Source organism: Brevibacillus jepli, assembly GCF_047229145.1.
Lineage (GTDB): Bacteria > Bacillota > Bacilli > Brevibacillales > Brevibacillaceae > Brevibacillus.
On sequence record NZ_JBFEFW010000001.1, the window covers coordinates 259,360 to 273,977 of the forward strand.

The 14,618-nt window shown below is 46.5% G+C and carries 14 protein-coding genes; 9 read left to right on the forward strand and 5 right to left on the reverse strand.

The genetic code is table 11. The features are described from left to right. Window positions 1-75: 75 nt before the first annotated feature. Genes AB1L17_RS01335 through hfq form a run of 3 tightly spaced genes read left to right on the forward strand, consistent with a single transcriptional unit; the run spans window position 76 to window position 2,086 of the window. Window positions 76-861, forward strand: coding sequence for a class I SAM-dependent methyltransferase (locus AB1L17_RS01335; protein WP_412843294.1), 786 nt, complete (start codon window positions 76-78; stop codon window positions 859-861). Beyond that, window positions 858-1,817 (forward strand): tRNA (adenosine(37)-N6)-dimethylallyltransferase MiaA, encoded by a 960-nt coding sequence (gene miaA, locus AB1L17_RS01340; protein WP_412843049.1) that lies wholly within the window; start codon window positions 858-860, stop codon window positions 1,815-1,817. The genes AB1L17_RS01335 and miaA overlap by 4 nt, the downstream gene beginning before the upstream one ends. Before the next feature lie 29 nt (window positions 1,818-1,846). Continuing rightward, window positions 1,847-2,086, forward strand: a complete 240-nt coding sequence (hfq, locus tag AB1L17_RS01345; RefSeq protein WP_007719110.1) for an RNA chaperone Hfq — start codon at window positions 1,847-1,849, stop codon at window positions 2,084-2,086. 358 nt (window positions 2,087-2,444) lie between these two features. Here hfq and AB1L17_RS01350 read toward each other — a convergent pair whose 3' ends face one another. The 3 genes from AB1L17_RS01350 to AB1L17_RS01360 all read right to left on the reverse strand — a co-directional run bounded on the left by AB1L17_RS01350 (window position 2,445) and on the right by AB1L17_RS01360 (window position 4,736). Beyond that, window positions 2,445-2,876 (reverse strand): VOC family protein, encoded by a 432-nt coding sequence (locus AB1L17_RS01350; protein WP_412843048.1) that lies wholly within the window; start codon window positions 2,874-2,876, stop codon window positions 2,445-2,447. A gap of 112 nt (window positions 2,877-2,988) precedes the next feature. Next, entirely contained in the window at window positions 2,989-4,221 is a 1,233-nt protein-coding gene (locus tag AB1L17_RS01355) for a multidrug effflux MFS transporter (protein WP_412843047.1), read from the reverse strand. A 50-nt stretch (window positions 4,222-4,271) separates the two neighbouring features. Beyond that, a complete protein-coding gene (locus AB1L17_RS01360; protein ID WP_412843046.1) occupies window positions 4,272-4,736 on the reverse strand; it encodes a MarR family winged helix-turn-helix transcriptional regulator in 465 nt (154 codons plus the stop codon). A 201-nt stretch (window positions 4,737-4,937) separates the two neighbouring features. Between AB1L17_RS01360 and infC the strand changes: the two genes are divergently transcribed. The 3 genes from infC to AB1L17_RS01375 are packed head-to-tail and all read left to right on the forward strand — an operon-like array spanning window position 4,938 to window position 7,207. Further along, the gene (infC, locus tag AB1L17_RS01365; RefSeq protein ID WP_412843045.1) at window positions 4,938-5,423 is read left to right on the forward strand and encodes a translation initiation factor IF-3; all 486 of its coding nucleotides are present in this window, start codon (window positions 4,938-4,940) and stop codon (window positions 5,421-5,423) included. Between the two features lie 18 nt (window positions 5,424-5,441). Beyond that, window positions 5,442-6,197, forward strand: coding sequence for a DUF4184 family protein (locus tag AB1L17_RS01370; RefSeq protein WP_412843044.1), 756 nt, complete (start codon window positions 5,442-5,444; stop codon window positions 6,195-6,197). 59 nt (window positions 6,198-6,256) lie between these two features. Further along, complete coding sequence (locus tag AB1L17_RS01375; RefSeq protein WP_412843043.1) at window positions 6,257-7,207, forward strand: AAA family ATPase; 951 nt, start codon at window positions 6,257-6,259, stop codon at window positions 7,205-7,207. Window positions 7,208-7,368: 161 nt separating this feature from the next. Here AB1L17_RS01375 and AB1L17_RS01380 read toward each other — a convergent pair whose 3' ends face one another. Continuing rightward, window positions 7,369-8,556, reverse strand: coding sequence for an MFS transporter (locus AB1L17_RS01380; protein WP_412843042.1), 1,188 nt, complete (start codon window positions 8,554-8,556; stop codon window positions 7,369-7,371). A gap of 27 nt (window positions 8,557-8,583) precedes the next feature. Beyond that, on the reverse strand, window positions 8,584-9,141 hold the full coding sequence (locus AB1L17_RS01385) for a PadR family transcriptional regulator (RefSeq protein ID WP_412843041.1): 558 nt from the start codon (window positions 9,139-9,141) through the stop codon (window positions 8,584-8,586). Between the two features lie 409 nt (window positions 9,142-9,550). Here AB1L17_RS01385 and epsC point away from each other — a divergent pair, with 409 nt between their 5' ends. The 3 genes from epsC (at window position 9,551) to AB1L17_RS01400 (ending at window position 14,603) form a co-directional block, all read left to right on the forward strand. Then, window positions 9,551-10,123 (forward strand): serine O-acetyltransferase EpsC, encoded by a 573-nt coding sequence (epsC, locus tag AB1L17_RS01390; protein ID WP_412843040.1) that lies wholly within the window; start codon window positions 9,551-9,553, stop codon window positions 10,121-10,123. 38 nt (window positions 10,124-10,161) lie between these two features. Further along, window positions 10,162-11,175 (forward strand): SagB/ThcOx family dehydrogenase, encoded by a 1,014-nt coding sequence (locus AB1L17_RS01395; protein ID WP_412843039.1) that lies wholly within the window; start codon window positions 10,162-10,164, stop codon window positions 11,173-11,175. A gap of 137 nt (window positions 11,176-11,312) precedes the next feature. Further along, window positions 11,313-14,603: a non-ribosomal peptide synthetase gene (locus AB1L17_RS01400; protein WP_412843038.1), complete on the forward strand. Its 3,291-nt coding sequence runs from the start codon at window positions 11,313-11,315 to the stop codon at window positions 14,601-14,603. Window positions 14,604-14,618 lie beyond the last annotated feature (15 nt).

Genomic DNA, 14,618 nt, shown 5'->3' on the forward strand with positions numbered 1-14,618 from the left:
AAAACAGTCGAGTCGTTTTTCAAGAACAACCGTTTTTGTCAAAAAGGGCGAAGACGTAAGGAAGGGAACAATGGCGTGATTGTAACAACAGGACATGAGCCTGGTGAGGAAACCTTGCGCCACGCAGCTGAGTTGGCTAGTACTTTGGGGCTACAGGTTGTGAACCGGAGAGATCTCTCACTGGGGCAAATGCGCAAGCGATATGGCGTGGAGGAAGTATTAGTGGTTTCTGCCCGTGGTGCGCGTCTGGAGGTGCCGGGGAAAAAACCTTTCTTTTTTCACCCGAACACATCCGCTTTTCGTATAAAGCGGCTCATGCGCGGCGATACTGATACTATGCTTGTTGCTTGCCAAATTCATCCAGGAGATCAAGTGCTGGACGCAACCTTAGGTCTAGGTGCTGACGCGATCGTATTTTCTCATGCTACTGGAGAAAACGGCCGAGTCGTCGGTATTGAATCTGAGCGATTGCTAGCCGTCTTGGTAGAAGATGGACTGCGGCACTGGTCATCCGATGCGGAAGAACTGGAACAAGCCATGCGTCGTATTGAGGTGCGATGTGGTAACCATCTAGAAGTACTACGAGAACTGCCTGCACGTTCCTTTGACGTTGTTTATTTCGATCCAATGTTTGAAATAACCGTGCAAAGCTCATCGGGGATCGCTGGAGTCCGTGAGCTGGCCAATGCGGATGCTCTTTCACAAGAGGCTGTTTTGGAAGCGCAGCGAGTAGCGAGAAAACGCGTGGTTATGAAAGAAGGAAAAACGGGTAGAATGTACGAGCGCTTTGGTTTTACGCCGTTTCGCTCCCGCGGCCAGCAGGTCGTGTACAGCTACAAAGAGATAGGTGGAGGGGAGTGACCTTGCAACAGAGAGAAAGGCTAGTTGTCATTATTGGCCCAACAGCAGTCGGCAAGACCCAGCTTAGTCTGGAGCTGGCCGAACAATTCGACGGTGAAATCATTTCAGGAGATTCCATGCAAGTATATCGTGGAATGAATATTGGCACCGCAAAAGCAGATCCAGATGAGCTTGCGATTGTACCGCATCATCTCATCGATATCAAAAATCCAGACGAGGAATACTCTGTCGCGATGTTTCAGGAAAGTGCTACAGGATTGATTACGGATATGAATCAACGTGGCAAACTTCCTTTTATCGTAGGCGGAACAGGTCTGTACATAGAATCGGTCACGCATCGATTTCAGTTCTCCACCACTTCACAAGACCCAGAGCTTCGTGATCGATTGCAGAGATTGGCTGATAGTGAAGGTGTGGAGGCATTGCACGCACGATTGGCTGATGTCGATCCCATTACAGCGGAACGCTTGCATCCCAATGACGTAAAACGGGTGATTCGCGCCCTGGAGATTTATGAAAGCAGCGGGTACAAGATGTCTGACTATCAGCTGCGGGCACAGCATTCGCCCTATGATTTGGTGATCATTGGTCTGACGATGGACCGCGCGAAGCTGTATGAGCGAATCAATCACCGGGTCGAGCTGATGATTGAGGCGGGACTGGTTGAGGAAGTAAGAGGCTTGCTGGATGCAGGGTATGACGCTTCACTGGTTTCCATGCAAGGATTAGGGTATAAGGAGCTGATTCCTTATTTGTATGGAGAAATCACGCTTGAAAAAGCAGTGAACGACATTCAGCAGCGAACGCGGCATTTTGCCAAACGGCAGTTGTCCTGGTTCCGTCGCATGCCAGAAATTCAATGGTTTGACATGACGGACCCGGCCGAACAGAGGAATAACGTGGAAACTATCAAGCGAATATTGGCAGGAAAGTTTCAACAATTGCCGAATATATAACATACAAGTCCTTTTAGGGGGTAGTGTACATGAAACAGACGATCAACATTCAAGATACGTTCTTGAATCATTTGCGGAAAGAAAACATCGCGGTTACCATTTACCTTGTGAACGGATTTCAATTGCGCGGGTATATTAAAGCATTCGATAATTTCACGATTGTGATTGATAGCGAAGGCAAGCAACAATTAGTATACAAGCATGCAATCTCCACGTTCACTCCGCAACGCCCTGTGTCACTCATGTCTCAGGAGAATAACCAACAGTAAGCGAAGCAGCACCAGCAGCCAGGATACATGTGATCCTGGTTCTTTTTTTATTATCTGGCGCAAGAGGGGTGGTGGGACCTTGGAAATCAATAATGATGTTGCGTACAAAATCGTATTTTTATCGTAGGATATGGGGGGCCACGACCATCACTATGTTCTTTTCGACTTCAATAGACGGATTTTGGAGTTCTGAGTCCGGAGAAAATACGTGGGGGATGATTGCATTTTCTATTGTTTTGTACGCTGGTGTATCTTTTTTCATCAGTGCATTCCTAATCAATCAGCGATGGAAATACCATCAACGAAAAAAGATACAATAAAAAGCCCTGTCGCCGTTTAAGCGAACAGGGCTTTAATACTACTCCATGCAGTGATTATCCGTGTAAATTTGGAACGTGATGCCGAACTTGTCCTTTACACTTCCGTAAGCTGGGCTGAAGAACGTTTCTTGCAGAGGCATAAGCACTTGACCGCCTTCTTGCAGGGCATCATAAATCTTTTGAGATTGCTCTTTATCATCGGTCGAGATGCAGATGGTCACTTGATCACCAAGCTGATGCGGTTGTCCTGGGAAGGTATCGGAAAACATCAATTCAGTTTCACCGACGCGAATCGTTGCATGTCCGATACGATTCTTGGCTTCTGCAGGTAATGGGAACTCCGGATTTTCCGGCATTTCACCGAAGGTTTGCTTGAACAGTACTTCAGCACCTAGCGCACCCTCGTAAAAGCTAATCGCTTCACTTGCAGTACCATTCAAAACGATGTAAGGAATCAAACGCAATGCCATGTGTCAACATCTCCCTTGGTTTTCATATGACCAACTTGTTAAGCCCACTTACTATTATTACCCATAATGTGATTGTAATGCACAGAACGTACGTTTGCAAGAGGTTAGTTGATCAGGAAGCTGATGAGCGCTGACGAACCATGACTACGTAGCAGACAATGGCGCCGATCGTAGAAAGGGCAATAATGATCCCCATTGGAATTGCGGTATGCTCGCCGCTGATTCCCACAAGTGGAGCGACAATTCCGCCGCTGATGAAGGAGAGTAGCCCCTGGAGAGCAGATGCGCTTCCCGCCGCTTTGCTTTGATTTTGCATCGCGAGAGAAAAACCTGTTGCGCCCACAATGCCAACACTGGAGACGACAAAGAAGAGCGGAACGAGTACGGCGATGAGACCAGCTTGTAGTAAAACCATGGCCAGGAGCCCAATGCCGCCGACTCCCGCAATCGTAATCCCAGCAATAAACAGCGTCGTTTCTTTCACTTTACCAGCGAGCTTTCCGGTAATTTGACTCGCAATAATAATGCCTACCCCGTTAATAGCGAAGATGAGACTAAACGTTTGTGGAGACACTTCATATATTTTTTGAAACACAAAGGGCGAACCGGCGATGTATGCAAACATGGCAGCGGTCACCAAGCCCTGCGCCATAGCGTAGCCCATAAATACGCGATCCTTTATCAGGGTACCAAAGGTCGCCAGCGTGTTGCCGATACCGGCCTTGGAGCGGCGTTCTAGTGGCAATGTCTCTGGGAGAGCGAGCAGTACGACGAGGAACATGATTGCGCCGATCAGCCCGAGTACAATAAACACACCGTGCCAGGTAGTAAATTGCAGGATTTGGCCTCCGACAATTGGTGCCGCGATGGGAGCGATACCGTTAATGAGCATCAAGAGGGCGAAAAACTTCGTCAGCTCTGTCCCCGCGTACAAATCTCGAACCGTAGCGCGGGCGATAACGATTCCAGCAGAACCAGCAAGACCTTGTACGAAGCGTAGCAACACAAACGTGTAGATAGACGGGGCTACGGCACACAAGAAGGAAGAGACCGCATACAAAATGAGCCCGATGATCAGAGGAGTTCTTCGTCCGCGTACGTCGCTGATCGGACCTGCGAACAATTGACCAATGGATAGACCGAGCATACATGCAGTCAAGCTGAGCTGTGTCATGGAGGTGCTCGTTTGTAGATCATCAGCAAGCATTGGCAGCGCAGGTAAATACATATCGAGGGACAGCGGGCCAAAAGCAGAGAGCGAACCTAAAATCGCCGCCATCCACAGTCGGCGTGATTTGCTGCCGGATAGCGACGTGGAATCGAGTTCTTTTGCTAGATTATTCACGGTAAGTAGTCAAACCTTTCTCATTATTTTTCCTGGATAAAAGCTTTTTACTAGTCAGAAGTGGGCTGTGTATTTTGCAGGTAAAAAGCATGGAGGTTGCTGTGCATTCGATCGAGCAAGCCCCGCAAAATATCCTTTTCTTCCTCTGAGAATCCGATAAAGCAGTTTTCCTCAATGACACGCAACACTTCTTTGACATGTTTGGTAGCCATCCGACCTTTGTCGGTAAGGTATACGCGGGAGATACGTTGGTCCCGTTCATCTGCTTTGCGCTCGACCAGTCCCGATTTGGCCATTCGATTAATCATGACGGTAAGTGTCGCGGGTTTCACTCCGATTTTTCGAGCCAATTCTTTTTGAATCATTCCATCGTTTTCAGTCAGTCGCATCAAGAGAATGGGCTGACCGGGATAGACGTCGTATTTTTGAATCAGGAATTCTACATTTTGCCGATGCATTTTCATCACATGCGACGCAGAATGGGTTAATGCGGTTGAATAACTGAACTCCACCAAAGTACCCCCAGTTAGTTAGTTTGCTAATTAATAATTTGTTTGAAGACGTCCGTAAGATGAGCCTTGTCCTATTATACAAAAACGTTTGGGCTTCGTCATGAAAATGATTTGCAATCACGTACGCTGGAAGGATACAATGCGCCCTTAGTAGAAGTAGTAATGTCCCTCAAAATCAAATAAAACAGGTAAGGTGAAACGAGAATGATCCTGAATGAAAAAATAAAAGCGGCAGTCGTACAACTAACAGGAGTGAACGGTGAGGATCTGGGAATTATTTCCACGAAAGAAGCGCTCCGCATGGCAAAGGAACAGGGAGTGGATCTGGTATGTCTGTCATTGGCTTCGAGTCCTCCCCCTTGTCAGTTAGTAAATCGCACGGATTACAAAGAGCAGGTCATCAAGGAAAACGCCAAAAACCGCAAGGCAGAGAAGGGTGTAAAGGTAAAAGAGATTCGCTTGAGTGCCTACATTGAAGACCACGATTACGATACGAAAAAAAGACAAGCAGAACGAATGCTCTCATCAGGGGACGCTGTACAGCTGGCTGTCAAATTGGAGAAAAAAGAAAGTCAGGAAGCCAAGCAATTAATTGAACAGCTCATCAAAGATCTGAAGCATTGCGGAAAACAGGACAAAGGGATTCAAGTGAGCGGCAAGCAGGTAGTTGCCCATCTACTGCCACTCTAATGCAAAGGGAGTAAGCGTATGCCTTTTACTTTTGCTCATCCGGCTATCGTGCTACCGTTACGCAGATGCAAGTGGTTTTCGTTTTCGGCACTTGTGTTTGGCAGTATGGCGCCGGATTTTGAGTACTTCTTTCGTATGCAAGCATTCAGTGTGTACAGTCACACCATGCTCGGATTGTGGTTAGTTGATTTGCCGATAGCAATCCTACTAGCCTTCTTGTATCAATACGTGGTCAAAAAGCCGATGATTGCGCGGTTGCCGGAATGGATCGGAAGAGGGCTGGCCTATACAGATTCGGGTATAAGGAGTATGCCAGCATGGCGATTTGCGATGGTTTTTATGTATTCGGCTGTGCTTGGCAGTTGGAGTCATATCGCTTGGGATGCTTTTACCCATAAAGGCGGGCGCATGGTTGACCAACTGTGGCTATTGCAACAAGCTATCATGATCGGTCACTATGAGGTACCAGTCTACAAGCTGCTACAGCATGGCAGCACACTCTTTGGTGGAATGGCCATCTTATATGTGATTGCCCGGAATGCACGGAAAAATAGCCACACTGTCATCAGACAAGTACCCACCGAGGAAAAATGGTTGTTTTGGATCGGTGTGGGGTTAATTGGTGTACTGACGGTCTTTTTACATGCGTTCCTGGTGAAAGGAATATCACCCTTCACCTACCCGTTGCAGCAAGTCGTCCCGTTTCTGTCCGGGTCCATGCTTGGAATCGTTGCACTCTGCATTGCATTGGACAGGCGCGGATTGAAAAAATAGGGCAGGTTTACCTGGTTCATGAGTATACTAAGGTATGACCAAGAGGCAGGTGAATTTGTGTGAGACAAGTGGATAGCAACCTAACTGTGGACACAAATCATACGACAGCTACTTCGAATCGGATACAGGTTGTTTTTAAACGAAACGAACTTCCATTGAAGAAGCCTGAAACCTTATCGGAATATGTGAATACATCCGCTCCCAGTGAGCTCGCCTCCTTATTTAATGAATTGGATAGCCTAATTGGCTTACAGGAAGCGAAGAAAACCATCTATGAAATTTATGCATTGATCAAGATAAACAAAGAGCGAGAAAAACACAGCTTGAAAATTGAAAAGCAAGTGTTTCACATGGTATTCAAGGGAAACCCGGGCACCGGCAAGACGACGGTAGCCCGTTTATTCGGTAAAATGTTTCGTGAGATGGGAGTATTGAGCAAAGGCCACCTGATTGAAGTGGAGAGGGCAGACTTAGTCGGGGAATTCATCGGACATACGGCACAAAAAACCCGTGATCTCGTCAAAAAGGCAATGGGAGGCATTTTGTTCATTGATGAAGCTTATTCGTTAGCCCGTGGTGGCGAAAAAGATTTTGGAAAAGAAGCGATAGATTGTTTGACAAAATCACTTGAAGACTTTGGTAATGACTTCATCTGCATAATAGCAGGATACACCGATGAAATGGATTCTTTTCTAGAATTGAATCCGGGCATGCCTTCTCGTTTTCCCGTGCATATCAAGTTTGCTGATTATGAAGTCGAGGAATTAATGGATATCGCATACGTCATGGCGAAAAACAAGGAATATTCTTTATCAAAGGACGCAAGTGAGAAGCTGAGAAGAACGATATCAGGAATCGTCAACGACCCTTTTCAAGAGAACTTTAGCAATGCGAGGTACATTCGAAACAGCATTGAAAAAGCGATTCGTGTGCAAGCAGTTCGGCTAATGAAATCAAGTGATCTGACAAAAGAAGAACTGATGAAGCTAAAGCCTGAGGATTTTTCATAAGGCATGGCGGTGGAACCAATCGCTACGCGACCATTACTCTAATTGGGGAGAGTAATGGTCGTTCTTTTTGTTTGATTTTTACGACACAGGTGTCCGTGAATACGTTGATCATTGAAAATCAGCTACAAAAAAGACGGCCGAGGGCCGCCTGGAAGATTCCTTTATCTGCTACCAGCACGCGTGCGAGTGGTCATCAAAAGATAAAACATATATAGCAAGACAAGTCCTCCAAGACTTGCATAGGCAATTTGTAAGCTTGCCGCTTGTGTCAGAACGCTACTGGCAAGAGGGCCAATCATCATCCCGATGGAGTATGACGTATTGTAGATCGCAAAAGTAACGCCATAGGAATTGACACCGCTTTTCTGTGCAATATCCGCAAGCTGTGGAAGACAAGGAGCAAGCACCATTCCCATGCTGATACCGAGAAGCGCAAGCATGCATGCCTGCATCCAGATAGAATCAGGCAGTGCGGTCAAGGGTAGAAAGATTGCCACCATGACAAGCCCGATTAATATGGATTTGATATGCCCGATCCGTGTAGAAAAAGAACCGATAAACGGAGTGGCGAGACCATAGGCAAGAGTTGGTACCGCAAAAAGCAGACCGATAAATCCGGGTGAAGCCTGGAAGTTTTTTTGCAGATGCAGAGGGAGAGTAGGCTCCAAAACACTGGGAACAGCCGCACCAATCACAACAACACCTGTAATAACCAGCAGCTGCCGATTCCGCAGAATCCCAAAAGAGGACGTGAATTTCTCAGATTTTGTCTCAGGAAGATTGCGCAGTAAGGTTAGGAATAATACCCCAACAAGTAAGGCCAATCCAGCGGCGAAAAGAAACGGTGTCTGATAACCCCCAAGCTCATATAGCCAGCCTCCTACAGAAGGCCCCATGAGTGTTCCGGCAGCTTGCCCGGACAGAGCAAGACCCATGGCTTTTCCTCGTTCTTCCGACGGGAAAATGTCTGCCAAAAGAGCAAGACCCGCCGTCCATGTTACTGCAGCGGCAATGCCCTGCATGGCTCGCGCAAGAACAAGCAACCAGAAACTATCGGCAAACGCGAAAAGCAATGTGGCGGCTGCAAGTCCAAGCAAGCCCCAAAGCATCGGCCCTCGACGACCGATTCGATCTGATAGCGCCCCAAATATCGGGGTCGCTACGAACAACGTAATAGCATAACTGCTGAACAAGAGACCAATCTCTGTTTGTGAAGCGCCAAGAGAAGTTGCGTATCTGGGTAAAATGGGGACGATCATTCCGTAGATTAACATGTCAATGAATACGGCCAATCCTATAACAAGCAAGGCGGATTTTTGCATTCTAGCAGTGTTCTTTGCTAGCTCCATCTTAACTCCTCCTTAGCAATTTCAAATCTAATTTATATGGGAAGCATTCTGTTTTAGTGCAAGGAAGTCTTCCTTCAATTTGGTGATAAAGCCCAACTGAAGCTCACATTGATCATAGATGTTTTGGAAAATGTACAGGACGTTTTGCGGGATTTCCATAATTTTGGCCTTTTCCTCCTGACCTGCTTTCATGTCCTCATAAACTTCCTGGATGGCCTTCTGTTGTTTTTCCAGAGCGAGGATAATGTCATCTAACTCAGCTTCATCCATAAAGGTTAATGCGGTGTATAAATCTGTAGGAAATAAAACAGATAAGTTTTGAAAGGCGTTGACCAGCAACCGTTTTAACTCGTGCTTGCCTTCTTCTGTAATCGAATAGATTGCCTTGGAACGATTTCCGGTCTGCTCCAGCGTTTCCAAAGCTACATATCCCTCCTGATCCAGCTTCTTTAATGCATGGTAAATCGAAGCTGGCTGGACATAAGCCCACTTGTCTGTTTGGGCCGATATCATTTTCTGCTGTATCTCATAGCCGGACATCGGTCCAGATTTTAACAAAAGTCCTAGCACCATAGCTCTCGTCATGTTTGCACCTCATCATCTTCCTAAATATTTAATATTAAATGTTTAGTATTGCCTTCAACCGAATTCTAACATTATGCATGGATGCATGTAAAGTCTTATTTCTGGATATAAGATGGAAAATTGGGCTTTTTTTGAAATGGAAAACGTGAAGTAGTACCGCTATTCCTCTGTAAATTTTTAGCTGTTAAATATTTACAACTGGATAATTGCGTAGTAGAATAATCTCTGGATACAATACTATACATTTAGTATTCATATTTTTTTACTAAATTATGAATTCTAAACGTTTAGGATGAACCGAACCTAACTATTTGAATGGGAAGGTGATCTCTCTGGAGCAAAAAATGCAGTAGAAACGGAGATGTCAGAACGTATGGGTAACGCATTATGAACAAGAGGAGAGTTCCCCATGTTTCATAAGTTGAGGAAGGACATTAATTTTATCAAGGTTAAGGACCCAGCAGCCAGGAACACCTTGGAAATTATTCTTTGTTACCCCGGCTTCCACGCGCTTTTGCTACACCGCATTGCTCATGCCATCTATCAAAAAGGTTTTTTCCTGGCAGGGCGGATGATTTCTGTGCTTAACCGATTTCTAACCGGAGTTGACATTCATCCACGAGCGAAGATCGGAGAGGCGGTCTTTATTGATCATGGTATGGGCATTGTTATTGGGGAAACGACAGAGATCGGCAATTATGTAACTCTCTATCAATGTGTCACCCTTGGAGGTACAGGCAAGGATACAGGTAAACGGCATCCCACGATCGGCAACAACGTCATCATCAGCGCAGGTGCAAAAGTATTGGGACCAATCAGGGTAGGTGATAACTCCAAAATTGGAGCTGGAGCGGTCATTCTGAAGGAAGTTCCTCCTAACTGCACCGTGGTTGGCATACCTGGTGAGGTAGTTCGGTGCAATGAGCCGCCTGTTTTACGAGAATGGGAGGAGCCTACCCCTGTAGTGGCGGGCCGTATGTGAAGATGCATGAGATTTTTAACGAAAAGGGGATAAAAATCATGCAACAGCAAGTAGCAAAAAAAATGATGAAATCTTTCCACGAAGATTGTGAATACTTTTGGTCGCCTTCCGTCAGGTGGGAACAGCAGGATGATGAAATCCGCATTGAATTGCTTTCTTATTCAGGTTCTGCATTGGCATTGTTTCCGACGTTTTATTATTTGACACAAAAAGGAATCAAGATTCCCGATCTCATCTCCCATTTTCCTCAGGTAAATCCCGATCATGTCGCAGATTTTGTTCGTGACCTGATTGTAAATCGCATTTTGGTTCATTCGATTCTAACCCCTCAAGAGATCTATTATCCCCAAGAACATCTCATCTCTCATCCGTACTCGCCAGAAACCTTTCTTGATCCAACGCAATACGAGGCATTTAGGCAGGAAAAATTGTCCCGATCGTTTCCGCAAACAACCCAAACCAACGTCTCCTTGACTGAGTGTGAGTTTCCCGAGGTCATTACAGCTCGTAGAACCTGGCGTCACTTTGAAGAAAAGAAAAAGGTACCCTTCGATATCTTTTCCAGTCTGATTTCTGTATGTAAACAATATCGACACGATGGTGAAATTCGCTACAACTATGCAACGGCTGGCGGCCTTTATCCAATTGATCTGTATGTCTATATCAAAGATCATCGTGTCGAAAACGTGAAGGCGGGGCTTTATTACTACAACCCGATTGAAAATGTCCTGCAAATGGTCAGCAATACTTGCGTAATTACTGAGGATGCGCATTATTCCACGAATAAGCAAATCTTTCAGTCATCTGCGTTCTCAATCTATCTCATCTATAACGCTGAAGTGACGATGCCGAAATACGGTGGGATGGGATATTTCTACGCAGGGATTGACAGTGGCATCATGGTTCAATTGTTGACCCATGTTGCGCAAATGCATAAGGTCGGCATCTGTTCCATTGGTGATATGAATTTCAGAAGAATACAGAAGTACTTCAAGTTGTCCCCCCAGCAAGTGCTCATTCACTCCATTGAAGTGGGCTTGCAGCCGGAATGAGGGAGTAGGCATAAGTTATTTGAAGACAAGTGAATTGGCATCCGGACAAGCTTGGTGTAGTTGATCGGGATTAGCGTCTGACCTATCTGGAGCTTACTAGCTTGCAGTAATCATTTTGAGTGAGGCGGGTGAAAGAAATGACGACGTTTTCCAGAGAACATGTACAAGATATTTATTTACTCTCCCCGATGCAAGAAGGAATGCTCTTTCATGCGTTGGCCGATACAGAGGATACCTCCTATCATGTGCAGATCGTGCTGCCTGTTACAGGTGATCTACACGTGACGGTACTAGCGAAAAGCTTTGAATTACTTGTCCAACGCTATGATGTACTGCGCACCACATTTTTGCATGAACAGGTAAAACAGCCGGTGCAAGTCGTTCTCCGTGAGCGGCCGCTAATGATACACGTGCAAAAACGCCCTACCGAATCAGTTGATTTTCCCGTGGAGGAATGGGTAGAGCAGCTAATCAGGGAGGACCGGGAGCGTGGCTTCGATCTTACAAAAGACCCTTTGATTCGCTTGAAAATCATTGAGAAGGGAGCAAAGGAATGGACACTCCTGATTAGCTTCCATCACATTCTGATGGACGGGTGGTGCGCGGATATCATTTTGGACGATCTGGTGCAGATCTATCATTCGTTACTGACCGGGACACCAGATCACTTGCCTCCCGTACAGCCGTACAGCCACTATATGAAATGGTTAACGAAACAAGATCGGAGCGGTGCGCTCGAATTTTGGCAGAATGAATTGCAAGGCTATGAGGAAATCGCCACCTTGCCAGTAGGGAGCAAGCTACGTGATAGCTCCTCTGCTGTTGGAGAGTATGATGTATTGCTCGATCGAGCGGTAACACAGCGGCTTACGCATATCGCCAGACAAAATCAGGTAACACTAAGTTCCGTGTTCCAAGCGATCTGGGGGATCGTACTGCAAACCTATAACGACCGCAATGATGTTGTCTTTGGTACGGTGGTAGCAGGACGTCCGGCCGAGCTTTCTGGGGTGGAACGAATGGTTGGGCTCTTCATCAACACCTTGCCTCTGCGGGTAAAAACGACACAGGAGCAGCCATTTCAGGATTTGTTGCAAAACATTCACGAACAGTCAAGGCTCGCCAATAAGCATGAATATGTGCCCTTGGCCGAGATACAACGTGTAACCTTAGGCGCTCCTCTCTTTGATCATCTGTTGGTTTTTGACAACAGCCCTGCGGATCAAGCGTGGAGAAGACAATGGAAAGAAGGTGGTGTGCAGGCAAGCGAGAATCGTGTCATCGAGCATACCCATTATCCGCTCAGTATTACTGTCATGCCGAAAGCCGATCAATTAATGCTGCGCCTGATCTACCATCAAGACCATTTTTCGAGCGAGGATGTCCAACGCATGGCAGGTCATATCCAGACTGTTGCCGAGCAAGTAAGCCTAGATGTCTTGATAGGTCTCGATGAGATCGAAGTGCTTACCGCTGAAGAGAAACGCCACTTTTTAGTAGAAAAAAACCAGACGAAAACGAACTACCCCAGACAGCAGACGATCGCTGATCTATTTGAGCAACAGGTGAAAGCAGTTCCGAAGCAGACCGCTCTCGTATTCGATCAAGAGACGCTTACCTATGAGGAGCTTAACCAGCGGGCAAACCGGATTGCTCATCAGCTTCAGCAAAAGGGGGTCAAGCCCGACGAACTAATCGGGCTGTTCACAGAGCGTTCTTCCACTATGGTTGCCGGAATTTTCGGTATTCTCAAAGCGGGCGTTGCTTACGTTCCGCTCGACCCTGGGAATCCTGCTGAACGGCTTGGCATGATCTTGACTGACTCGAAACCCAAAATCGTACTGATCCAAAGACAGATGTGGGAGAAATGGAGAGTCGTCGAAGCTGGGATCGCCCATGACGATGCTTTTCAGGTGCTTGTGCTGGAGGATTTACTTACAGAGACGAAACAGGAGTGGAATCATAATCCCCTACGTACATGTCAAGCTGAACATCTTGCCTACGTGATGTACACCTCTGGCTCGACGGGGAAGCCCAAGGGTATTTTGACCCAGCACTTCAACGTGACCAGAGTAATAAAGACTACGAATTATCTGGAAATCACATCGGATGACACGATCTTGCAATTGTCCAACTTCGCTTTTGATGGCTCTGCCTTTGATATTTTCGGTGCGTTACTGAATGGCGCCAAGCTGGTGGTGCCAGATCACGAAACACTCCTCGACATGAACGGATTGCTTTCGAAAATAAAAGAGTATCGCGTGACCATTTTCTTCGTAACGACGGCTTTGTTTAATACACTCGTAGATCACAATATCGAAAGCTTTTCCGGCGTGCGCAAAGTGCTTTTCGGTGGAGAACGAGTCTCTGTGCGACACGTTCAAAAAGCACTCGCTTTTATGGGCAAGGGAGCAATCCTACATGTTTATGGGCCAACGGAGAGTACAGTCTATGCTACCTATCAAGCGGTGGAAGAGGTGGACGAGCGGCTTGGAACTATTCCGATCGGTGTGCCACTCGCCAATACGCAGGTGTTTATCCTCAACAGGAAAAATCAGCTGCAGCCCTATGGCGCCATTGGGGAGCTATGTATTTCCGGAGACGGTCTGGCTCGCGGCTATCTGAACAATCCGGAGCTCACCGCCGAGAAGTTTGTCCCTCATCCTTTTTACCCTGGGGAGCGAATGTACAAGACAGGGGATTTAGCCCGCTGGCTGCCTAATGGGGCCATCGAATTCATCGGGCGCGTAGATCATCAGGTAAAACGTAGAGGCTTTCGCATCGAGCTAGGTGAGATCGAGCATAGTCTCTTGCAGCAGGAAGGAATCAAAGAGGCCGTAGTAATTGATTGGAAGTCATCGACAGGATTGAATCAACTATGCGCCTTTTTTGTAGCGAATCACAAGGTGGATATCCATAAGCTACGTGGCCAGCTAGCTAAGTCCCTTCCGTACTATATGCTGCCTGCTACTTTCCACCAAATGGCTTCTCTCCCGCTAAACGCAAATGGCAAGGTAGACCGTCGAGCTTTGCCGGAGCCAGATTGGGAGGACTTACAAAGCCAAGTGTACATGGCGCCACGCAATGAAACAGAGCAACAGCTTGTCCAGATCTGGCAAGAGGTGCTGGGAGTGTCTCAAATTGGCATCATGGACAATTACTTTCACCTTGGGGGAGATTCAATCAAGGCGATCCAGATATGCGCGCGCCTTCGAGAGCAGGATGTAATTCTTCAGGTAAAAGATTTGTTCAATCAGCCTACCATTGCCGTACTCTCTTTGTTTTTACAAGAAAATCAGCGTCTAGAAGAAGAGCAAAGAGCAAATACCGATGGTGCTGATGAAACGCGTGTACTTTTGGATGAACTAGGTCTGTCAGTAGATGAAATGAAGGAATTGGAAGAGGAATTAAAAGCCAACATTCAATAATCATGGGGGGAAACA

Coding starts and splice junctions, on each gene's coding strand:
- AB1L17_RS01350 (WP_412843048.1), bottom strand. CDS start 2,876: ATGGCATTGCGTTTGATTCCTTACATCGTTTTGAATGGTACTGCAAGT.
- AB1L17_RS01380 (WP_412843042.1), bottom strand. CDS start 8,556: ATGGAGCTAGCAAAGAACACTGCTAGAATGCAAAAATCCGCCTTGCTT.
- hfq (WP_007719110.1), top strand. CDS start 1,847: ATGAAACAGACGATCAACATTCAAGATACGTTCTTGAATCATTTGCGG.
- AB1L17_RS01385 (WP_412843041.1), bottom strand. CDS start 9,141: ATGACGAGAGCTATGGTGCTAGGACTTTTGTTAAAATCTGGACCGATG.
- AB1L17_RS01370 (WP_412843044.1), top strand. CDS start 5,442: ATGCCTTTTACTTTTGCTCATCCGGCTATCGTGCTACCGTTACGCAGA.
- AB1L17_RS01395 (WP_412843039.1), top strand. CDS start 10,162: ATGCAACAGCAAGTAGCAAAAAAAATGATGAAATCTTTCCACGAAGAT.
- AB1L17_RS01400 (WP_412843038.1), top strand. CDS start 11,313: ATGACGACGTTTTCCAGAGAACATGTACAAGATATTTATTTACTCTCC.
- epsC (WP_412843040.1), top strand. CDS start 9,551: ATGTTTCATAAGTTGAGGAAGGACATTAATTTTATCAAGGTTAAGGAC.
- infC (WP_412843045.1), top strand. CDS start 4,938: ATGATCCTGAATGAAAAAATAAAAGCGGCAGTCGTACAACTAACAGGA.